General features: G+C 61.8%; 15 protein-coding genes and 1 other RNA gene. 7 read left to right on the top strand and 9 right to left on the bottom strand.

Annotated elements, in window-relative coordinates:
• Positions 1-116: 116 nt before the first annotated feature.
• Both gloB and ABWV89_RS03710 read left to right on the top strand, forming a co-directional pair.
• A complete protein-coding gene (gene gloB / locus ABWV89_RS03715) occupies positions 117-887 on the top strand; it encodes a hydroxyacylglutathione hydrolase (RefSeq protein WP_353395158.1) in 771 nt (256 codons plus the stop codon).
• Positions 869-2446: a transglycosylase SLT domain-containing protein gene (locus tag ABWV89_RS03710; RefSeq protein ID WP_353394335.1), complete on the top strand. Its 1578-nt coding sequence runs from the start codon at positions 869-871 to the stop codon at positions 2444-2446. The genes gloB and ABWV89_RS03710 overlap by 19 nt, the downstream gene beginning before the upstream one ends.
• A 20-nt stretch (positions 2447-2466) precedes the next feature.
• Here the strand turns inward: ABWV89_RS03710 and ABWV89_RS03705 are convergent, their stop codons facing one another.
• The 4 genes from ABWV89_RS03705 to dnaX form a co-directional block, all read right to left on the bottom strand.
• A complete protein-coding gene (locus ABWV89_RS03705; RefSeq protein ID WP_353394333.1) occupies positions 2467-3516 on the bottom strand; it encodes an ABC transporter substrate-binding protein in 1050 nt (349 codons plus the stop codon).
• A 194-nt stretch (positions 3517-3710) separates the two neighbouring features.
• Entirely contained in the window at positions 3711-4313 is a 603-nt protein-coding gene (recR, locus tag ABWV89_RS03700) for a recombination mediator RecR (RefSeq protein ID WP_353394330.1), read from the bottom strand.
• 33 nt (positions 4314-4346) lie between these two features.
• Entirely contained in the window at positions 4347-4679 is a 333-nt protein-coding gene (locus ABWV89_RS03695; protein ID WP_353394328.1) for a YbaB/EbfC family nucleoid-associated protein, read from the bottom strand.
• Positions 4680-4768: 89 nt separating this feature from the next.
• The gene (dnaX, locus tag ABWV89_RS03690) at positions 4769-6769 is read right to left on the bottom strand and encodes a DNA polymerase III subunit gamma/tau (RefSeq protein ID WP_353394326.1); all 2001 of its coding nucleotides are present in this window, start codon (positions 6767-6769) and stop codon (positions 4769-4771) included.
• A gap of 66 nt (positions 6770-6835) precedes the next feature.
• On the opposite strand from dnaX, the gene ffs reads away from it, so the two are divergent.
• Positions 6836-6932, top strand: an RNA gene (gene ffs / locus ABWV89_RS03685) — signal recognition particle sRNA small type.
• Here ffs and ABWV89_RS03680 read toward each other — a convergent pair.
• Entirely contained in the window at positions 6918-10382 is a 3465-nt protein-coding gene (locus ABWV89_RS03680; protein WP_353394324.1) for a UvrD-helicase domain-containing protein, read from the bottom strand. The genes ffs and ABWV89_RS03680 overlap by 15 nt on opposite strands.
• A complete protein-coding gene (locus ABWV89_RS03675; protein ID WP_353394322.1) occupies positions 10379-13129 on the bottom strand; it encodes a PD-(D/E)XK nuclease family protein in 2751 nt (916 codons plus the stop codon). The genes ABWV89_RS03680 and ABWV89_RS03675 overlap by 4 nt, the downstream gene beginning before the upstream one ends.
• Positions 13130-13279: 150 nt before the next feature.
• Here ABWV89_RS03675 and trxA point away from each other — a divergent pair, with 150 nt between their 5' ends.
• The 4 genes from trxA to ABWV89_RS03655 all read left to right on the top strand — a co-directional run bounded on the left by trxA (position 13280) and on the right by ABWV89_RS03655 (position 18172).
• Positions 13280-13612 carry a thioredoxin TrxA gene (gene trxA, locus ABWV89_RS03670; RefSeq protein WP_353394320.1) on the top strand — a complete coding sequence of 111 codons (333 nt, stop codon included), beginning with the start codon at positions 13280-13282 and terminating at the stop codon, positions 13610-13612.
• 207 nt (positions 13613-13819) lie between these two features.
• Positions 13820-15082, top strand: coding sequence for a transcription termination factor Rho (rho, locus tag ABWV89_RS03665; RefSeq protein WP_353394318.1), 1263 nt, complete (start codon positions 13820-13822; stop codon positions 15080-15082).
• An 899-nt stretch (positions 15083-15981) separates the two neighbouring features.
• Entirely contained in the window at positions 15982-16239 is a 258-nt protein-coding gene (locus ABWV89_RS03660) for a type B 50S ribosomal protein L31 (protein ID WP_353394316.1), read from the top strand.
• A gap of 220 nt (positions 16240-16459) precedes the next feature.
• A complete protein-coding gene (locus tag ABWV89_RS03655) occupies positions 16460-18172 on the top strand; it encodes a hypothetical protein (protein ID WP_353394315.1) in 1713 nt (570 codons plus the stop codon).
• A 52-nt stretch (positions 18173-18224) separates the two neighbouring features.
• Here the strand turns inward: ABWV89_RS03655 and phoR are convergent, their stop codons facing one another.
• Genes phoR through phoU form a run of 3 tightly spaced genes read right to left on the bottom strand, consistent with a single transcriptional unit; the run spans position 18225 to position 21021 of the window.
• Positions 18225-19592 carry a phosphate regulon sensor histidine kinase PhoR gene (gene phoR, locus ABWV89_RS03650; RefSeq protein WP_353394313.1) on the bottom strand — a complete coding sequence of 456 codons (1368 nt, stop codon included), beginning with the start codon at positions 19590-19592 and terminating at the stop codon, positions 18225-18227.
• Positions 19593-19600: 8 nt separating this feature from the next.
• A complete protein-coding gene (gene phoB / locus ABWV89_RS03645; protein WP_353394311.1) occupies positions 19601-20323 on the bottom strand; it encodes a phosphate regulon transcriptional regulator PhoB in 723 nt (240 codons plus the stop codon).
• Entirely contained in the window at positions 20320-21021 is a 702-nt protein-coding gene (phoU, locus tag ABWV89_RS03640; RefSeq protein ID WP_353394308.1) for a phosphate signaling complex protein PhoU, read from the bottom strand. Before phoU ends, phoB begins: the two co-directional genes overlap by 4 nt.
• Between the last annotated feature and the right edge of the window lies 1 nt (position 21022).

Below are 21022 nucleotides of genomic sequence, written 5' to 3'. Positions count from 1 at the left end.
AAATGTCCGTTGGGAACTCCTGCCTGCGCACGGAATCCACCACCCAGCTGTTCGCCTGTACCAACGTACTCTACACGCCCTTGACCGTCAGCATGCATTCTTCTCCAGTAACCGGAATGACCCTCCACCCGGTCCCGGCTTTCAACGACAACTACATCTGGGTACTGCATGACGCCAGCCACGCGCTGGTGGTCGATCCAGGCGAAACTGCGGGCGTCATTTCCTACCTCAAGGAGCACAAGCTCACCCTTGAAGCCGTCTTGATCACCCACCATCATGGGGACCATACCGGTGGCGTGGCCGAGCTGCGCGAGGCGATGGGCTGCCAGGTATTCGGGCCTGCCCTGGAGAAGATGCCCGAGCCGCTGACCCGCGTTCAGGGTGGGCAGCGCATCGGGCTGCTGGGACTCGAGTTCAAGGTCATGGACGTGCCGGGCCACACTGCCGGCCACATTGCTTACTTTTGCGATCAGCTCGACAGCGGCCCGCTCGTCTTCTGTGGTGATACGCTCTTCAGCGGCGGTTGTGGCCGGCTGTTCGAGGAAACGCCTCAGCAGATGCACGCTTCACTGGCTGCGCTGTCGTCCCTGCCCGCTGAAACCCGGGTTTGCTGTGCGCACGAATACACGCTTGCCAACCTGGCTTTTGCCGAGGCCGTGGAGCCAGGCAATGCCGACTTGCAAGCCTATATCGCGCAATGCAAGAGCAAGCGTTCCCAGGGCATCCCGACGGTGCCCAGCACGATAGACACCGAACGACACATCAACCCGTTTCTTCGTGCCTCACAAGCGGAAGTGATCCAGTCGGCCCAAAAACATGCGCCGGCCACCAGCGCTGACGAGATCAGCGTCTGGACCGCATTGCGCGAATGGAAGAACCAATTTTGAACAAATCTCTGTTGACGGCCCCCGGGCCGCTGATCCGGCGCTGCCGAACCCTGTTTGGCGCTGCGTCCATTGTCATTCTGGCGGGATGTAGCACCGTTGCACCCAATGCGCCAGCGCCACGCCCGGCCGAACCGGTCGGCGAACCCAGAGTCAATGTGACCCGAGGATCCGAGTCAGACATCCCCAAGGGACCGCTGAACCAGATCACCACGGCAACCATTCACTCACCGGAGGTGACGGCACTGACACCGCCTGCGGACGTCTGGGAACGCATCCGACGCGGCTTCAAGATGCCGGATCTGGAAAACGACATCGTCCGTGACAAGGAGCAGTTCTACGCCAGTCGACACGACTACATGCAGCGCATGACGGCGCGCTCCGAGCGCTATCTGTTCCACATCGTCGAGGAGATTGAACGGCGCGAGCTTCCCATGGAGCTGGCTTTGCTGCCCTTCATTGAAAGCGCCTTCAACCCTGAGGCTGTCTCCAGCGCGCGCGCTGCGGGCATGTGGCAGTTCATGCCTGCAACGGGTCAGCATTTCGACCTGAAGCAGAACGCATTCCGCGACGACCGCCGTGACGTGCTGGCATCCACCAACGCGGCGCTGGACTACCTCACACAGCTGCACGAACGCTTTGGTGACTGGCACCTTGCCCTGGCAGCCTACAACTGGGGGCCGGGCAACGTGGGCCGCGCTCTCTCGCGCAATGAGCGAGCCAACATACCCCTGACCTACCAGGCCATGGAGATGCCGCGTGAGACGCAGCATTACGTGCCCAAGCTTCAGGCCATGAAGAACATCGTGGCCAGCCCGGTGCGCTATGGTGTCCAGCTACCAACCATTGGCAACCATCCGTTCTTCGACACGATCGCACTTGACCGCGACATGGACGTCGATGTCATTGCCAGGCTCGCCAACATCAGCGAGCAGGACTTCAGAGTGCTCAACCCCTCCATCAAGCAGCCCATCGTCATGGCAGCTGGGACACCTCACGTTCTGCTGCCCTGGGACAATATCGGAATCTTCCAGGACAACCTGCGCCACTACAGCGGTCCACTGGCCTCGTGGACTGCATGGGTCGCTCCCAGGACCATGAGCGTCAAGGATGCGGCCAAATCCGTTGGCATGGACGAGCTGGAACTGCGCCGGGCCAACGACATACCTCCGCGCATGCGAATTCGCCGTGGATCCAGCTTGCTGATTCACCGCAATGGCAAGCACAACGGGGACGTCCCCGAGCATGTCGCCGACAACGGCACGATTTCGCTACAGCCAGACAGCGTTCTGCAGAGCACACAGATCCGCGTGCGCAGAGGCGACACACTCAGTGGCATCGCACGCCGCCACGGCATCAGTACGGCAAGCCTGGCGAGCTGGAATGGGCTTTCGCCCAGGTCACACCTGAAGATCGGCCAGCGCCTCAAAGTCCATCTGCCCAAGAGCGTGCGCCTGGCATCGACGTCCAAGTCAAGCGCCAAGCGCCGTGTGTCCTCCAAGTCATCCCGGAAGAAAAGCACCTCCAAGCGCCGTGTGCCATCGAAGGTCAAAGTGAAGTAACGGCTGGAGGGCCTGGGCCGTCAGCTGCGCACCAGCTCCATCGCCTTTTCGGCGAACAGGTTGGTGAACGTGCTGTCCAGCGCCAGGCGTTGCACCGGTAGAGAGACCTCCGTGCGCGCCATCACTTTTGCCAGCGTCAGCGCCGCGTCTGGCGGCATGGCGCCATCATTTGACCAGGCCTGCCGGGACCTGACAAAGGCCGCCAGATAGACACCCCGGTCGCCCCCGAAATAGCTCTCTGGCACAGTCTTGACCACATCAAGCGGACCGGCAGTCTGAATCCAGCGGAGCGCCCGCACGACGCCATTGGTCAGGCCCTGACAAACCGCAGGACTGGCCTCAATGGTTCGTGCACTTGCAATCAGGCACCCGGTGGCCACAAGCCCCCCCAACGCAGCCTTGCAGCCGTCTGTGGTTCGCAGGTCAGCCAGAATGCGCATGGTGCCTCTGCGCTCGAACAGCGTAGCCACCGGGTCCGGGTAGCAAATCGCATCCACCTGCCCGGACTGAAACGCCGCCATCGCGCTGCTGGGGCTCGCTATGGCCTTGTACTGCGTGGCCGGTCCGCGCCTGCCCTGCACAGTCTGCTGGCGATCGACCAGATACCGGGCAAGCCTGTGCGCATCGGACCCCAGAGCCGCCACGGCCACGGTCTTGCCGCGCCAGTCCATTTCCCCATCGGCCCCGACTGCCGTCGCCTTGGCGCCCAGCAACATTGAAGGGGAGCGCCCCTGCACCACAAACGACTGCAGGGACTCTCGCCGCGCGATGCCTCGATAGTCGCTGTTGGCCCGGTTGATAAGCAAATCGCTGAAGCGGCTGGAGATGACCTGCACCTGGCCTCTTCTGAGCAGTCCGACGGCATGGGCGTGGCTCTGGGCCTGCACCAGCTGGACACTCAGGCCTTCGTCAGCGAAAAAGCCCAATCGCTGTGCCAGCACCAAAGGCAGCTCGCTGAAGGATGAGGGGTCAACGGTTGCAATGGAAATGTTTCGCGACCAGCGCGATGCGGCCGAGGCAAGCGAAGCCACCTCTACCGCGCCAAGCGCAGCGAGCAGGCCTCCCGCCATAACCGATCGTCTGGTCTGCACATCCGCCCCTTCCGTTGATGACCTATTGGCCAGGAGCACGGGCACTGCCACGCTCCGACAACGCATTCACCGAATGCGTCAGACTCAAAGCTAACGGTGTGGTCAACGGTTGGGAATCAGGGCCTATCCCAAACGGGTTTGTACCGAGGCATTTCGTCGCAATTCGCTACAGCTCAACGGCGATCGACCAGGGCATGGGCAATGGTGCCCAGATCGACGTATTCAAGCTCGCTGCCGACAGGCACTCCCCGCGCCAGCCGTGTGACTTTTACGCCACGTTGTTTGAGGCCCTGCTGGATTACGTGGGCAGTGGTTTCGCCCTCAGCGGTGAAGTTCGTCGCGAGAATCACTTCTCTGATGGGCTCCGCACCCACCACGCCATCGATCCGGTCGAAAAGCTTGTCGAGGCCGATGTCCCGAGGGCCGATGTTGTCCATTGGGCTAAGTTTGCCCTGGAGCACAAAGTACACACCCTTGTAAGCCCCGGTGCGCTCCAGCGCCGACTGGTCTGCCGGGGTTTCCACCACACAGAGCTGGCTGTGGTCACGGCGGGGATCGAGGCAGGTGGCACAGACCTCAGCCTCAGTGAAGGTATGGCATTGCGCACAGTGCTGCACCTGGTCCACGGCCCCTTCGAGCGCGGAAGCCAGTGCGCGCGCGCCCTCCCGGTCGTGCTGGAGCATATGGAAAGCCATTCTCTGTGCCGACCGGACGCCAACACCTGGCAAACGCCGCAGCGCCTGAATCAGCCGCTCAAGCGACTGGTTATCGGCCATAGGTCCTCCGGGCAGCCCCGGTCTCCCGGAACATCAGAATGGGAACTTCATCCCGCCTGGCAGTCCAGGCATGCCGGCCGTGAGCTTGCCCATCTTTTCGTTGGAAGTCTCTTCTGCCTTGCGCACGGCGGCATTGAACGCCGCAGCAACCAGGTCTTCGAGCATGTCCTTGTCATCTTCGAGCAGGCTGGGGTCAATGGTCACCCGTTTGACGTCGTGTTTGCAGGTCATGAGTACCTTGACCAGGCCCGCTCCGGCCTCGCCTTCCACCTCGATGGTGGCCAGCTCGTCCTGGGCTTTCTTCAGGTTGTCCTGCATGGCCTGGGCCTGCTTCATGAGGCCGGCGAGTTGTCCTTTGTTGAACATGTGCTTCCTTGTGGATACCAGTTGATACGAAAACGAAAACAAGAATCGCAAGCTTGTGCTGCGAAGACGAGGACGGATGGCAAGTCAGTTCATGCCACGCGCCCATCAGGCCCATCAGCCGCAGCCTTGAGCGACCCAGGCACAATTTTGCCGCCAAAGTCACGCATCATGCGCTGAACGAACGGATCATCCCTGAAGACCCGCTCGGCCTCTTCCAACCGTGCGGCAGCTTGCGCCTCCTGTCGAAGCGAAGGGCTGTCGTGCACAGGTCCGATCTCAATCGTCAGGCGCACTGCATGACCTGCGCCAGCCAGTGCAGCACAGAGCCGCTCCCGGGCATTGGTGTTGTTCAATGAACCGTTCTCGATCCGCAGATGCCATTGGTCGGTATCCCTGGCCACCAGCTGGGACTGCAAAGCCAGTTGCCGCACCAGCGCCGTGATGGCTTCAGCTGCTGCCAACTCGCTGACCAATGCAAACCAGAACGCGCCCTCGTCCGTCGGGCGAAGTTTTTGCGCTCGGGTCACCCCGCTATCAGAAGGGCCACTGCGTTTCTCGGCACGCTGCTGTCTATCCGCCTCATCTCTGACGGGTAGCGACCTGACTCTCTGATCCGCGTCGGCAGCCGCTCCAGGCGGGTGCTCGGGTGGGTGCCGGCGAACCGGAACAGCCACCACCTGGCCACTGCCATGGTTTTGGCGCCCCATCAAGGCGGCGTCATCCTCCATTTCAGCCTCGGAGATCACGTCTGACCCCATGTCTTCCCAGGGCGGAGCAGATGATGAAGCACTCACTGCAGGCGGCGGGTCGGCCGGCACAGGCGCCTTCCGCTGAGCAAGAGCGGGCGCATTCGAAGGCAGGTTTTCCGGTGGCCGTGCGCTGGCGGGAAGTGCCGCGGGCGCTCTTTCAGGCGCTACCGGAGCCGTTCTGACCGGCTCAGTGGCCGGTTTCAGAGTTTTTTTTTCCGTGGTGGCGACGTTGCCGGCAGGCTTGAAGGCCAGCAAACGCAGCAACACCATGGTCAGGGCCGCGTATTCATCGGGAGCCAGCCCCAGTTCGCCTCGGCCATGCAGACACATGCTGTAGAGCAATTGCGTTTCGTCGCTTGGCAGCAAGTCGGCCAGCCGGTCGATTTCGGCCTGATCCGGGTCCGAGCTGTCCTCGGTTCGCTGGGAAGCTGGCACAGCCTGACTCACTGCCATGCGCTGCAATACCGTCACCAGTTCCTCAAGGGTGGAAGCCGCATTCAGGCCATTGTCCCGAAGGGTATCCACAGTCCCGACCACTCCAGCACCGTCCGAGGCGGCCAGAGCTTCGATCAGGCGGAAGACATAGGTCCGATCCACCGCCCCCAGCATCTGGCGCACGGTTGCATCCTGGAGCTGCCCGCCGCCAAAGGCAATCGCCTGGTCGGTCAGCGACAGCGCATCTCGCATGGAGCCACGCGCAGCGCGGGCAATCAGTCGCAAAGATGTCGGGTCGGCGTTCACCGACTCCGCCTGCAGAACGCTCTGCAGATGCTCGCTGACCGTTTCTGGCGCCATGGGGCGCAAGTTGAACTGCAGGCAGCGAGAGAGCACCGTCACTGGTACTTTTTGCGGATCCGTCGTCGCCAGCACAAATTTCAGATACTCAGGCGGCTCTTCCAGCGTTTTCAACATGGCATTGAACGCATGGTTGGTGAGCATGTGCACCTCGTCGATCATGAAGACCTTGAAGCGCCCCTGCACCGGTTTGTAGACCGCCTGCTCCAGCAAAGACTGCACTTCTTCAACGCCACGGTTGGACGCGGCATCCAGCTCGGTGTAGTCCACAAATCGGCCCGAATCGATATCGGTACAGGCCTGGCAAACCCCACAAGGCTCAGCGGTGATGCCACCTTGCCCGTCCGGTCCCACGCAGTTGAGCGACTTGGCCAGAATCCGCGAGACCGTGGTCTTGCCCACCCCTCGCGTCCCTGTGAACAGGTAGGCGTGGTGCAGACGCTGGGTCTCCAGCGCATTGGTCAAAGCCTGCACAACGTGCTCCTGCCCCACCATCTCGCTGAAGATGCGGGGCCGGTACTTGCGGGCAAGAACGACGTAGGACATGGAAAAGGATTCTACGGGAAGCGAACTGTCCGTCACCGGAGTCCCGCATCGCCTACAATAGTGGGTGACGGGCCTTCCCGCATGGCAAAGCAGCCAACCGGGTCAGGTGGGGAACCAAGCAGCCCTAACTGTGGCGTCAGTGCCGGGGTCAAGGCTCGTCACCCTTTTCTTTTCTGCCGGCCATGGCTTCTTCGCCACCGCTGTCGGTCAGCTCTATCAGCCGCCCCTTCGCGTTCACAAAGCCTGCCCGCACCGCAGCGCCGGGCTTGGCGACCTGAACCAGCACCCGATACCGGTTCAGCTGCCCCCTCAAGCTCTCTGATGACTCGGGCCGCAAGGCGCTCTTGTAGTCAAGCACCCACCATTCATTCGTTCCGCGGCGTTTGACCAGCCGATCCAGGCGCACCACTGCGCCCGCATCCCTGAGCTCCATTTCGTTGGCGGCGAAGTCCACCGCCTGATCGTCCCAGGCCCATGCAGCCTCCCCTCCAATCATGGCAGCTGCCATCTGGCGGACATGGGGCATGTCAGCCGGTTGAACGCCAAACTCGCGGCGAACAGCCGTCCAGTGTCGCTCGTCCCACTCGAAACCTTTGGACGGAGTCGGAACCCACTGCAGCGCCCGATGGAGGGCCTGACCCATAGCCGCCGTTCGCTCTCGCTCTGCGGCTTCTGCAGTCCCGTCCGACTGAGACGCTTTGCCGGTTTCCTCCGCCGACATCAGGGCAGCCTCCGCTTCCACAACAGCTGTCAGATCTGGCAGCGCCCACAGAAGGTGTCGGTGCGGGTCCTTCTCGTTCTCGAGCTTCTCCTTCGCTACCTGTCCGTCCTCGCCGACTGCCCGCATCGGAGTGTCGTCGACCAGCTCGGCTGGCTCACCATGTGGCGCAAGGCGTGCATACCAGCTCGGTACCGTTGCACTCTTGCGCCGGGATTGAACGCTGGATATCACCAGCCGCTCCTCGGCGCGCGTGAGTGCCACATAGAGGGCATTGAGTTCTTCCAGCCCCCTGGCCTGTTGCTCCGTGGCCAGAAGGTCTTCCGAACACACTGGCGGGTGCTTTTCACTGGCCAGAAACACCAGCTGGACCGGATGCGGACTCTCCCCGGGCCAGTCCACCAGCACGTCCATCGTGTTGGCCCTGGGTGGCGCAGCATCTGTGTCCATCAGGACCACGGTGTGAGCCTCAAGGCCTTTGGCACCGTGAATCGTCAGAAGGCGCACGGCCCCCGTCTGGGCGGTGGAGCTCATCGTGGGATTGGTTTGGCGCATCTGGTGCACAAACCGGTACACGCTCAGGTAGCGCCCACCTTCGAACGCCAGCGCCTCGCCAAGCATGGCCTGTAGCTGTGCATGTATGGCGGGGACCGTGGCAGCCTCCGAGCGGCGAGCATAGGCTGCATAAACGTCCGAATCGGAAAAAATCAGCGAAAGAACGTCATGTGGCGGCAGCGCCTGCGCCCACTGCTGGTACCTCTGCAGACGTCGCGCCGAGTCGACCGCCCAGGCGGGAGCACCTTCGGAGCGGGACCATCTTTGCAAAGCGGCCCACCAGCGCACCTTCTCCGAAGTGGCCGGTTCGAAGGAGTTGCCCGATGGGCTTTGAACACGCAGTGCCAGAGCTGTGAGAGCGCTGTCGTCCCACCCGAACAAAGGCGAACGCAATGCTCTTGCCAGGGAAAGGTCATGGCCGGGGGAAACGAGTGCATCCAGCAGCGCCAACACGTCTTGCGCAGCGGGCAAGTCGGCAAGCCCGTTTTTCTCAGGTTGCTCACTGGGAATGTGAAGCGCTCGCAGGGCCGCATCCACACCAGCGAGCCGACTGCGCCGACGGGAAAGCACCATGAAGCTTTCCGGAGGCCTCCCTTCGATCACCATCCTCTGGTGAATCCACTTTGCGACCCGCTCGCCCTCCAACGCCGCCACCGAGGCTTCCACCTCACGCCTGGGCACATTGAGGCTGTCTCGCCACTCCTGTCCATGGCTGTGCGAATCATCGGCCTCACCTTCGTCCTGGTGTGCGTCGCCCTTTTCGGCTTCCAGTGGTGCAAAGCAAAGGACTTCGCCCTCCGATTCGCTGCCCGTCGTGTGTGCACGAAACCCCTGATAGCCAGTATCGAGTTCAGCCTGCGCCATCACGGAATTCAACGTTGCGACCACCCCGCTCGCACACCGTCTTGTGTGGTCGCAACTGAGCACCGCCCCCTCCAGCGCCTCGACAACAAACCGCTGGGCCGCCAGGAACACTTGTGGCTCGGCCCGCCTGAAGCGGTAAATGGACTGTTTGGGATCTCCCACGAGAAACACACTTGGGGCTTGCTGGCCTGCACCCGCACCCGCATACCCGGACAACCAGCCATACAAGGTCTGCCACTGCAGAGGGTTGGTGTCCTGAAACTCGTCAATGAGCAAATGCCGCACCTGGGCGTCCAATCGTTGCTGAAGCCAGCCCGACAGCTCAGGATCCGTCAGCAAACGGCTGGCCGCGAGCTCCACATCGCTCATGTCGACCCATCCGTGGTCACGCTTGACCTGGGCATAGATATCAATCAAGGACCGTGCCAGGGTCATCATGCGCTGCTGGTGGCGCCACGCCGCATGCTGGCGCACCGCCGCAAGTATCGGCTGCAACTCCGCTTCGGCCTCAAGCGCTGCGTCGAACTTCTCGAGGTTTTTGGTGATCCGGTCTTCCGTGGCCACCATGACGGCACTGCGCAGCATGGCCAGGCGCTGAGACATGTACCCGGCTTCGTCAGGCAGCTCAAACGCATCGACGATCTGGTTGGCCGCGGTCTGAGGCGTCTTGTTCTTCTCGGCCCCGAGGATGCGGGCTCTGGCAAGCCAACGCTCTCGGCATGCATCACCCATCAGTGCCTGCTCCGGCTCGGTCAGCCCTGCCAAAGCAGGAAACCGCTCGGCAAAAGTCCCCACCGACCGCTGCACAACCCCCTCGCGATCAGCCAGGGCAAACTCGACGCGCTTGGACAGCGTCTTGGCGAGGGCATCGAGCGTGGCGCTGCGGCCAAAGGTCATCACCGAGTCATCGAAAGCCTGCTTGAGCTCGGGGTCAGAGGCCACTCGCACCATGAACCGGCGCATGGCAACGGCCACAGCAGGCGCCTCATCTTCCAGTAATTCATAATCGGCTGGCAGCGACAGGTCGTGCAACAGCGAAAGGGGCGCCGCCTTGAGCAAGGCGGCAAACCAGCTGTGAAAAGTTCGAACCTGCACCGCCCGGCCAGTGGTCTGAACCTTTGCCCGCAGCCCTTTCAACGCAGGCGCCAGCTTCCTGGCCTGATCCGCGTCCAGGCCTCTACTTCGCAGCTCCGATTCGCATTTCTCCAGCTCTGCCTCGGAAAACGTCGCCAACCAGTCTTGCAGCCGCTCGCGCATCTCGCCCGCGGCCTTGCGGGTAAATGTGATGGCCAGAATATCCTGCGGCGGACAGCCTTCAAGCAGCGCCCTGAGCATGCGCGAGACCAGCATCCAGGTCTTGCCGGCGCCCGCACAGGCCTCCACAGCCACACTGCGCGAGGGGTCACACGCGATCGCATAGAAATCTGAAGGCGACGACAGTCGTCCGTTGACGTGATAAGCCAGGGACTCTTTCATGACACCTGCTCCCAGAAGTCACGCCGGCACAGCCCCCGCGCCTGACAGTAATCGCAGACTGAGCCTTCACCCATGGCCTTGAGCGGGTGCCCGCCCTCGATGCGCGACAAGTCAGCGGCGATACCTGTCAGCAAATCGTCTCGCACAGCCATCACATCCGCTTGCTCGACCATGGTTGTTGACCTCTTCCTGGCCCCTTCATCTCTGGCGTCTGAGACACACAGGTAGGCGGCTCGCACCCTGGGTTCGTTCCCGAGAAGCGCGGCGTAGAACGCCGTCTGGGTGTCCTCCGTCGGATCAGCCACCTTTTCTCGCAGGCTTTGCAGTGAGCCAGTCTTGTAGTCAATGACCCATGGGCACCCATCTGGCCCGCGATCGATCCGGTCGATCACACCAACCAGTTCGTAAGGGCCTGCTCGTCCCTGGAACCTGGCTTCGCCTTGCTGAAAGACCAACTCCGAGCCACCACCTTCTTTCATCGTCCTGGACAGCCAGCCAAGATAACCATCCCTCACCCTTGGCCATGCCGCCACAAATGGGTGGAACTCACCTGCCTGCCCATCTGATGCAAGCCCTGCTCGAGACATTTCGTCCAGCAGCAGCTCATCCAGCCTGGCTGCTTCAATTGCCGGCGCTAGGGAGCCATCGCGCCTCTCCTCGTGAAATCGGCGCAGCACAGCATGCAACACCGTGCCCCACTCCCGCTTTCCCGGCGCCTGCTCCAGCTCTTGTACCGGCTGCAGATCCAGCAACCGAATGGCGAAATAACGATAGGGGCAGTCCCGCAAATCCTGGTAGTGCGTCGCAGATACACGAGGTACCCTCAGCCCTGATGCCTCTGGCGCTGGCTGGCGTTCTACGGCCTCTGCCAACACTTCGATTCGCTGGCATGCACTCGGTGAGACAGACGGCACGCCACTCTCTCGCAACTGAGTCTGCAAGTCCTGCACCCATACAGCCGGTCCGAGGTGCTCACTGCCTTCGGCAGTCCTCCACAGGACATCCAGCCAGGCCTGCCCTAGCACGTGTCGCCAGGCCTCGCGCGCCTGCGTGGCCAGCGCGGACCGGTCGGGCAGGCCCAAAGTCTCTCGCTGCTCCTGGGTCCATGTGCCCACCGGATCCGGGCTGGCGCTGAGGTGGGCTTCATCGCATCCCGCCATGACGCAAGCGGCGAAGACACGCCCGGGAAGCTGCGCCATGGGAAGAACCACCACCTGGGCCTGCCGGTCATCTCCAGGCACGAACGTGGCACTCTCCAGCGCCTGCCTCACCCAGGCGGTAAAGCCCCCCAGTGACATGCGCTGCGGCAAGAGCTCATCTCCCAGCGTCAGCCGCCACTCCTGGGCGCCGTCGCCATCGAGCCGCAGACTCGCCATGACTCTCTCTCCTGCAGCATCCTCTGCCCATCGCTTTTCCCACCCGGTCGCAGCAAGCCATTGGTGCATGGCCTCCAGCCAGCGAACCAGTGGTTTCGGGGCTGAGAAATCCTGAAGGGCCGTCATCAAGCCGGACGGCAGCATGTCCTGAAAATCCGGATGGGCGATCAGGGAGCTCCAGCGGCTCACCTGGTACTGGCGAGCGCGCGCCTCCAGGGCACACACCCAGCCCTCCGCTCCCCCACCAGACAGGTCATCGCCAGCCACCCTATCGTTCGCCAAGGGCATGGATTCGAGCAGCCAGGGCGCAGAGGGTTCACAGAGCTTGAGAAAGTCGAGCACATCGTCAACTTTGGCCGAGGACTGGGCGGCGCGCAACAAGGCCATCAGCTGCGCAGCAGCGTGTGTGGTCGACAGTTTCCAGCCGGTTTCGTCGCGCAACCGAACCCCCGCACCACTGAGCAACGCGCTCACCCGCCGGGTCAGCACCCGGTCCTGGGCCACGAGCGCCACGGGTGAGCGCCCCGCGTTGATGTGTGTCACGGCGCAGGCTGCAGCCTGCCTCGCCTCCTCGTCGACGTCTGCACAGGAAATGGCGCGAACCTGCGCCGGCACCAGCTCGGCAGCACGCGGCGCAAGCCCGGGCAGCACGAGTGCGGCTTCGCCCCAACGCTTGACCAAAGCCAGGGTCAACGGGTCATGTTGCAGGCCTGGGATCACCAGCAGACAGTCCGCGCCCACCCCGGGACCTGACTGTGGCATCCAGAGCCAGTCGGTCACAAACGAGGAAAGCCCGACCCATGTCAGAGCCACAGTGGCGCTCAGGCTCTCCCAGTAAAGGCTCTGCATGGAAGAAGAAACCAGCGCCTTGTGCGACTGGGACCAGCCGCTGCGCAAGGCAGGGGCCTGGGCAGCGGCCAAAGGCGCCAGTTGTCTGGAGCCTTCCAGTACCCTTTCAACAAGAGCGGCGCGCATGGTCCCGTTCAGTCGCTGCTGGGTCGACTGCCGTATCAGCGTCTGGGCCACCAGGGCATCGCGGGCGGCATCACCCGTCCAGTCAGTGGGCGAGGCAACGTAGGGGCCTGTGGCCATTGCCCAACTGCGGGTGGTCTCAAACCTGGGAGGAAAGCCGGCTGGATGCAGGCTTGCCCAAAGCCGCCTGGCGGGCTCAAGTAACTGTGTGTATGGAAGCAACACCAGCGTTCTTGCCGGCTCCACCTCCTTGGCAGAGATCACATCAAAGGCTTGCTCCAGTGCTTTCCCCAGACTGCCTGGCACCGGATAGCCTGGGACAGCTGTCACCTCGGGCACAGCAGCAGCTGCACCGGCAAAGGGCAAATCAAACTGTGGTGAATCTTCTGGCGACATCATGTTCCGTCGGTTTCTGTCACAATGGGCGTTCCAACAGCACGCAAGCACTGGGCTGTGATGGTCATTGGCGTCTCTCTACCGAGTATGCCGCCACCGGCCACCCCCGAGGCTTGCCACCAACCGAATTTTTCTCGACCCCTAGGATGACTCATGGCTAGCGACCTGATCAAACACGTTTCCGACACCAGCTTCCAGGCTGACGTCCTCGATTCCAGCGCACCGGTACTGGTGGATTTCTGGGCCGAATGGTGCGGCCCCTGCAAGATGATCGCGCCGGTCCTCGACGAGATCGCTGGCGACTACCAGGGCAAGCTGCAGGTCACCAAGATCAATGTGGACGAAAACCGTGAAGTGCCAGCCAAATTCGGCATTCGCGGCATCCCTACGCTGATGATCTTCAAGGATGGTCAGCTCGCCGCTACCAAGGTTGGCGCCGTCAACAAATCCCAGCTGACCGACTTCATCGACCAGCAACTGGGCTGATCTCCGTCCCCGCACCGGATCGACAGGATCCGGTGCATGCGGTTTACCCCCGTTACAAGTCCGGGCAGAATCCTGTCATAATCCGGCCTGAGTCGGCCAGCCAAGCCCGACGACCCCTCTGACAGCCGCGCAGCGTCCTCCCGCAGGACCACAGCGCCATACCCCCCAATCAAACCACTTGTGTGAACTCCATCTGGAGTGAATTCCATGCACCTTAATGAGCTCAAGGCACTGCATGTGTCTGAAGTCCTGAAGCAGGCCGAAGCCCTCGAAATCGACAACACTGGCCGCATGCGCAAACAGGAACTGATGTTTGCCATCATCAAGAAGCGCGCCAAGGCCGGCGAACAGGTGTTCGCCGACGGCATTCTGGAAGTGCTGCCGGACGGGTTCGGTTTCCTGCGCGCCATGGACACCAGCTTCACGGCCAGCACGGACGACATCTACATCTCGCCGAGCCAGATTCGACGCTTCAACCTGCACACAGGTGACATGATTGAAGGCGAAGTGCGTATCCCCAAAGACGGTGAGCGCTACTTCGCCCTGAACAAGCTCGACAAGGTCAATGGTCTGCCCCCGGAGCAGAACAAGCACAAGATCATGTTCGAGAACCTGACGCCCCTGTTCCCCAAGGAACAGATGCGCCTGGAACGCGACATCAAGAGCGACGAGAACATCACCGGTCGCATCATCGACATCATCTCACCGATCGGCAAAGGCCAGCGCGCCCTGATCGTGGCACCGCCCAAGAGCGGCAAGACGGTGATGATGCAGCACATCTGCCACGCCATCACCGCCAACCACCCCGAGGTGGAGCTGCTGGTGTTGCTGGTCGACGAGCGCCCGGAAGAAGTGACCGAAATGCAGCGCACTGTCCGCGGTGACGTGATCGCCTCCACTTTTGACGAGCCTGCCGCCCGCCACGTGCACGTCGCTGAAATGGTGATCGAGCGCGCCAAGCGCCTGGTTGAGCTCAAGAAAGACGTGGTCATCCTGCTGGACTCCATCACCCGCCTGGCCCGCGCGTACAACAACGTGCTGCCCTCTTCCGGCAAAGTGCTCACCGGCGGTGTGGACGCCAACGCCCTGCAGCGCCCCAAGCGCTTCTTCGGTGCAGCCCGCAATGTCGAAGAAGGCGGCTCGCTGACCATCATCGCCACGGCCCTGGTCGACACCGGCAGCCGCATGGACGAAGTGATCTTTGAAGAATTCAAGGGCACTGGCAACTGCGAAATCCACCTGGATCGCCGCCTGTACGAAAAGCGCGTCTTCCCCTCCATCCAGCTCAACCGCTCCGGCACCCGCCGCGAAGAGCTGCTGCTGGCCCCCGAAATCCTGCAAAAGACCCGTATCCTGCGTCAGTTCATGTACAACATGGACGAAATCGAGGCCATGGAAACGGTGCTCAAGAGCATGAAGGCAACGAAGAATAATTCAGAGTTCTTTGACATGATGCGACGAGGGGGCTGAGCTTCTTGCACCTGTTGCTGCCTGACCGGCTGCGAGGCTGGTTTCGGGTTTGAGCTCTTTTGAGAAAGGCTGTCTCTGGTGAGATGGCCTTTTTTGTTTCTGCGTTATGCAGCAGTGCCACGGGCAGCGGACACGTCTCTGCGTACTTGCCACCTCTTTCAACCTACCTTTTTCTCCCCCCCTATCCCCCCCGCCCCTTTCCACCCCCGCCGGGGCGGAAAGGGGAGCCTTTAAACATTCGGCTACTGGTTTCTGGACGGGCGGCTACTGGCGGGAGGTTGCCTCTGCTTCTGGCTCGCCACGGTTTCTCCACCGCTGTCGTAGAGACTTCGCCTGCCCTTGGTACGCCCACGGCAGTCAACCAGCATTGCCGCTGCGCGGCTCGCCGGTTGCCTGCGAGCGAGACATTGCAGGCCAACGAGATTGGCAGCGCGTGAAGCAAGCGCCCAACTGACAAGCCGCAAAGCGGCAACGTCAGATGGGCGCCGTGGGCCTGAAGACCAAAGCCGAGGCTCCTACGACAGCCTCAGCGAAATGCATGTACCCCCAACCACGGTGGCGACGCATCGAGCCGTAGACACCCAGTCGGCGACCAGAAGCCAAATGAGAGCTCCCCCTTTCCGCCCGGCGGGGTGGAAAGGGGGCTGGGGGGATAGGGGGGGAAAGAAAAGGATGAATTGAGAACAAATATTGTTTCAAGGAGCCCAAAACACCAGAAATAATGTCGTTCATATCGATTTCTAGTGAAATTTGAGGCGCCAAGAGGGTCGCCCACCCTCCCCCTCCAACCCCATTCCCTCCACCCCCAAAAAAACATATAATTCAAGGCTTTGCAACTTGCAGCAAGTACGGCGAAATGGGTTCGCCGCGGCTGCCGCACCTGACCTTAAGGACTTGCCATGAAAGAAGGCATTCACCCCAACTACCGCGAAGTCTGCTTCGTGGACCTTTCGAACGAATTCAAATTCGTGACCCGCTCTTGCGTGAACACGAAAGAGACCGTCAAGATGGATGACGGCCGCGAGCTGCCCCTGTACAAGCTGGATACCTCCAGCGAGTCCCACCCCTTCTACACCGGCACCCAGAAGAGTGTCGACAGCATGGGTGGTCGCGTGGAGCGCTTCCGCAACCGCTACGGCAAGACCGCTTCCAAGTAAGGCACTGAAGAAGCGATTCATGCCCGCTGCCAGCGTCGCAGTCTGGACTGATCACGGTCCAACTGCCTCGCCCGGCGAGAAGAAAAGCAGCCGGACTTCGGCTGCTTTTTTTATTCCATCTTCTTTCCCCGTAGACTCAGGGGCAATTCGGCGTGGCAGCTGCGTCTTCGCACACCGGCACCTCTGAACACGTCTCCCACCTACCTTTCGCCTGCTTTTCGTGAACCACACGTCTCCCGCCATTGTCAGTCAGACGGCCGTTCGCCGGCTTCCGCGCCTGGCCTTGCTGCTGTTCTGCGCGGCTTACGTGCTGCCTGGCTTCATCGGTCGCGAGCCCTGGAAAAACGCCGATGTCAGCGCGTTCGGCGTCATGTACCAGCTGGCCCAGGGCAACACGTCATGGTGGCATCCGAGCTTTCTGGGTGCTCCACTGGAGGATGCAGGCGCTCTTCCGTATTGGCTGGGCGCCCTGTCCATCCAGGTCTTCAGCTTCCTGCCGGCGGATCTGGCCGCCCGGCTGCCGTTTCTGCTTCTGCTGATACTCACCCTCTCCGGCACCTGGTACGCCATTTTCAACCTGGCGCGCCAAAAGGCAGCCCAGCCGGTCATGTTTGCCTTCGGAGGCGAAGCGCACCCCACCGACTACGCACGGGCATTGGCGGATGCCGGGTTGCTTGCGCTGGTGGCCTGTCTTGGTCTCGCGCAACTGTCACACGAGACCACCCCGGCAATGGCACGTTTGGCGCCCGTCGCCGGCCTTCTCTTCGCGGCCAGCCGCTTCGCTTTGCCTGGCAACGGGAGAACCGACTGGTTGGCCATGCTCATCTGGGCGGCCTCTTCCGCCGCACTGGCCATGGGTGGTGGCGCTGTACTGGCAGGCTTCCTCGGCACCGGCCTGCTGGTGTTTTCCTATTTGACACTGCAGCAACAGCAGCAGCGGGAAGCCACGGCTTCCACCGCCACGCCCCTTGTTCTGGCCCTTGGCATCCTTGCCGTGTGCGTTGGACTGGCCCACCAGACTGGCCAGATCAACACCCCTCCGGTGCGCTTCCCGACGGACTTCAGTGAATGGCAACGATGGTTGCGGCTGTTGGTCTGGTTCACGTGGCCCGCCTGGCCACTGGCCATGTGGACCCTCTGGGGGTGGCGCCGGCAGTTGCTTCGGGCGCATGTGGTTCTGCCTCTGTGGACGGCTCTGACCAGCATCTTCACCAGCGCCGTCAACCCCGCTTTTGACCGTGCGCTCCTGCTGGGTCTGCCTGGCTTCGCTGCCCTGGCCGCGTTTGCCCTGCCCACGTTGCGCCGGAGTTTCTCAGCCCTCATCGACTGGTTCACCCTGATCTTCTTTACAGGATGTGCCCTGGTGATCTGGGTTGTCTGGATGTCGATGATGACAGGGTTCCCTGCCAAACCCGCTGCCAACGTGGCTCGTCTGGCTCCAGGCTTCACACCCAGCTTTTCCTTCTGGCTCTTCTTCTTTGGTGCTCTGGCTACCCTAGCCTGGCTGTGGCTGGTGAGCTGGCGTGTGGGGCGCCACCGACAGGCGATCTGGAAGAGCCTGGTCCTGCCTGCCGCTGGCGCGACCCTGTGCTGGTTGCTGCTCATGACACTGTGGTTACCGATGCTGGACTTCGCACGCAGCTATGGCCCCATCGCGCGCCGGGTCGCGTTGATCCTCCCCAAGATCAGCTGCGTGGCTGCAGACGGACTCTCACAGGCTCAGATGGCCTCGCTGATCTACCAGGGCAACATGGACATCCGTCGAATCGAGACGCCGGATGCCCAGGACTGCCAGGCTCTGGTGGTGGCCGAAGAGCAGCAGCCCAGCCTGAGTGAGCGGATCGAACTGACTGAATGGGCTTATCGGGCCAAGGTTCACCGGCTCAATAGCCGGCAGGAAGCCATCCTCGTGTACATCAGGCTCAGCCCCTGACCCAGCCCCTCTCCGTGACTGGCCCGCCCGCATCAACGGATGCAAGGGCCCTCTAGCGGTCGTCCATGTCGTCGTGAACCATCACCCGAGCAGCTGGTGCCTGGCCCATGCCCTTTTCCCGGACACGGGACGGCGGAAACACCAGCGTGAAGGTAGCGCCCTTGCCGAGTTCGCTGACAACATCCAGACGGCCGCCATGGCGTTGCGTCACATGTTTGACGATGGCCAGACCAAGGCCCGTGCCGCCGGTCTCGCGTGAGCGGCTGCGATCAATGCGATAAAAGCGCTCGGTCAGTCGTGGCAAGTGCTCCATCGCAATGCCAGGTCCGGAATCCTTGACCGAGAACTCTGCCCAGCCATCGTCGCGCAAACGCCACCCCGCCTCGATGTGGCCTCCGGCAGGCGTATAGCGCACCGCATTGCTCAGAAGGTTCGACATGGCGCTGAGAATCTCGGTCTTGGCGCCGGCCACCCAGATACCGGCCTCGCCCACGCTGGCGAGCTCATGGACCGGGCTGGCGATGGCTGCACTCAATCCGCGAGCTTCTTGCAGCACATGTGCCAGGAGCTCATCACCGTCATTCCAGTCACCGCTGCCGGGCGACGGACTCCCCTCCAGGCGAGACAAGGTCAGCAAGTCACTGACCAGGGTTTGCATGCGCTTGGCCTGCTGACTCATCATGCCCAGGTACTTTTCCCGCTCGTCCTCCTCCAGCGCAATGCTCTGCATGGTTTCGACAAAACCACTCAGTACGGTCAGAGGTGTTCGGATTTCGTGCGAAACATTGGCCACAAAATCGCGGCGCATGGCTTCAGCCAGCTGCACGGCTGTCACGTCACGGGTCAGCAGCAGCTTGCGTTTCTTCCCGTATGGGTGGACCTGAACAGAAAGGCGCACCGGATGCGCCGGACGCGAACCAGGCCCGTCAATCTGCACTTCGTGATCGAAATCCCCCTCACTCATGTACTCGCTGAACGCGGGCGCGCGCAAGAGGTTGCGAATGTACTGGCCCAGATCGCGCTGAGGATCGATGCCCAGGTGGGCAGCAGCGGTTTCGTTGGACCATTCGATGCGGCCTTGTGCGTCCAGCAAAATGACGCCATTCGGCGACGCCTGGATGGCAGCTAGAAAATTCTCGAGCCTGGCCTCGCTGTTGGCCGACTTCTTCTCGAGCTTCTTGACCAGCTTGCGCGAGCGATCCAGTATGTCGCCCCACACGCCAGAAAAAGTGGGCTGACGAGACAGGTCGCCCTTGGAAAGCCAGGCCAGCACGCGCTTGGCTCGCAGGCTGTCATGGACCAGCCACACCACAGCGCCGCCAAAGGCGCCGGCGAAAGCCCACCCGGCGGCGTCCTGGGTCCAGCCCCACACCCCTCCCAGAACGATCAGGAGAAGCAGCTCAACTGCGCGGAGAATCATGCCACCGGTTAGCTGGCTGCGTCGTTGCTGGCAGTTTCGGCAGGAATGTTGGCGGTGAGCCGATAACCCGCGCCGCGCACGGTCTCGACCATCTTGGCAGCCTCTTTCAGAGACTCTCTCAGGCGTTTGACATGAACATCCACTGTGCGCTCCTCGATGAAAACATGGTCTCCCCAGACCTTGTCAAGGAGCGTACCACGGGTGTGGACCCGTTCGGAATGCTTCATGAAATAAAGTAGCAGCTTGAACTCCGTCGGTCCGACTTTGAGTTCGTCGCCCTTGAATGTCACGCGATAGGTGCCGGCGTCCAGTGTCAAGTCTCCGACTTCCACCGTCTCGCTGGTGATCTCAGGGGCGCGCCGGCGCAGCACAGCGCGAATGCGTGCCAGCAGTTCGTTGGTCGAAAACGGCTTGGTGATGTAGTCGTCCGCGCCGGCATCGAGGCCCTGCACCTTGTCTGACTCCTCACTGCGAGCCGTCAGCATGATGATGGGCACACCTCTTGTTCGCTCCTGGGCACGCCATTCACGGGCCAAAGTAGCCCCGCTCTTGCCCGGCAGCATCCAGTCCAGCAGGATCAGGTCGGGCAGAACGGCGTCCACTTCGCGCTGAGCCATTTCACCGTCATACGCCACTGTGGGTGCAAAGCCGTTGTGCCGCAAATTCACCGCGATCAGTTCGGCGATCGGCGGCTCATCTTCCACAACCAGGACGCGGGGCAGCTTTCTCATCGAACAACAGACTCCACTTCGACCAGAGGGGTGTGACGAACATCCTCGCCTTTGACGATGAAGATGATCTGCTCGGCAATGTTCTTTGCATGGTCACCCACGCGTTCCAGTGCCTTGGCCAGGAACAGAAGGTTCAGGCTGGGTGAAATGGCACGTGGGTCTTCCATCATGTAGGTGATCAGCATGCGCAAAGCACCTTCGTACTCGCTGTCCATGCGGTCGTCTTCCTTGATGATGGAGACGGCCATCTCCGTATCCAGACGCGCAAACGCGTCAAGCGTCTTGCGCAGCATGCTCGCTGCCAAGTCTGCGGCCATGCCCAGTTCGGCCACTGGCAGCGAACGTGGTGTGTTGCCGCTGGTGAGCCGCTTGACCATGCGTGCCACACGGGCCACCTCGTCACCGGCGCGCTCCAGGTTCTGGGTCGTGCGGGATATCGCCATCAGGAAGCGCAGGTCACGAGCGGTCGGCTGACGCCGCCCGATCGTCGAGATGATCTCGTGATCAATGTGTACTTCCATCTCGTTGAGGCGCTTTTCGTTCTCCAGCACCTGATCGGCAGTCTCTTCGCTGAAATGCACGAGCGCATAAACGGCCTGATGCAATTGACTCTCGACCAGCCCCCCCATTTCCAGCACATGGGTGGAAATGGAATTGAGCTCGGCGTCAAACTGACTGGATATGTGTTTGTCTGGCATG

The sequence above is a fragment of the Hydrogenophaga sp. 5NK40-0174 genome, assembly GCF_040372165.1.
GTDB lineage: Bacteria > Pseudomonadota > Gammaproteobacteria > Burkholderiales > Burkholderiaceae_C > Hydrogenophaga.
Note: the sequence above shows the minus strand (reverse complement) of the source record. Positions and strands in the feature narration are given on the sequence as shown.

Coding starts and splice junctions, on each gene's coding strand:
- gloB (WP_353395158.1), top strand. CDS start 117: ATGACCCTCCACCCGGTCCCGGCTTTCAACGACAACTACATCTGGGTA.
- ABWV89_RS03710 (WP_353394335.1), top strand. CDS start 869: ATGGAAGAACCAATTTTGAACAAATCTCTGTTGACGGCCCCCGGGCCG.
- ABWV89_RS03705 (WP_353394333.1), bottom strand. CDS start 3,516: ATGGCGGGAGGCCTGCTCGCTGCGCTTGGCGCGGTAGAGGTGGCTTCG.
- recR (WP_353394330.1), bottom strand. CDS start 4,313: ATGGCCGATAACCAGTCGCTTGAGCGGCTGATTCAGGCGCTGCGGCGT.
- ABWV89_RS03695 (WP_353394328.1), bottom strand. CDS start 4,679: ATGTTCAACAAAGGACAACTCGCCGGCCTCATGAAGCAGGCCCAGGCC.
- dnaX (WP_353394326.1), bottom strand. CDS start 6,769: ATGTCCTACGTCGTTCTTGCCCGCAAGTACCGGCCCCGCATCTTCAGC.
- ABWV89_RS03680 (WP_353394324.1), bottom strand. CDS start 10,382: ATGAAAGAGTCCCTGGCTTATCACGTCAACGGACGACTGTCGTCGCCT.
- ABWV89_RS03675 (WP_353394322.1), bottom strand. CDS start 13,129: ATGATGTCGCCAGAAGATTCACCACAGTTTGATTTGCCCTTTGCCGGT.
- trxA (WP_353394320.1), top strand. CDS start 13,280: ATGGCTAGCGACCTGATCAAACACGTTTCCGACACCAGCTTCCAGGCT.
- rho (WP_353394318.1), top strand. CDS start 13,820: ATGCACCTTAATGAGCTCAAGGCACTGCATGTGTCTGAAGTCCTGAAG.
- ABWV89_RS03660 (WP_353394316.1), top strand. CDS start 15,982: ATGAAAGAAGGCATTCACCCCAACTACCGCGAAGTCTGCTTCGTGGAC.
- phoR (WP_353394313.1), bottom strand. CDS start 19,592: ATGATTCTCCGCGCAGTTGAGCTGCTTCTCCTGATCGTTCTGGGAGGG.
- phoB (WP_353394311.1), bottom strand. CDS start 20,323: ATGAGAAAGCTGCCCCGCGTCCTGGTTGTGGAAGATGAGCCGCCGATC.
- phoU (WP_353394308.1), bottom strand. CDS start 21,021: ATGCCAGACAAACACATATCCAGTCAGTTTGACGCCGAGCTCAATTCC.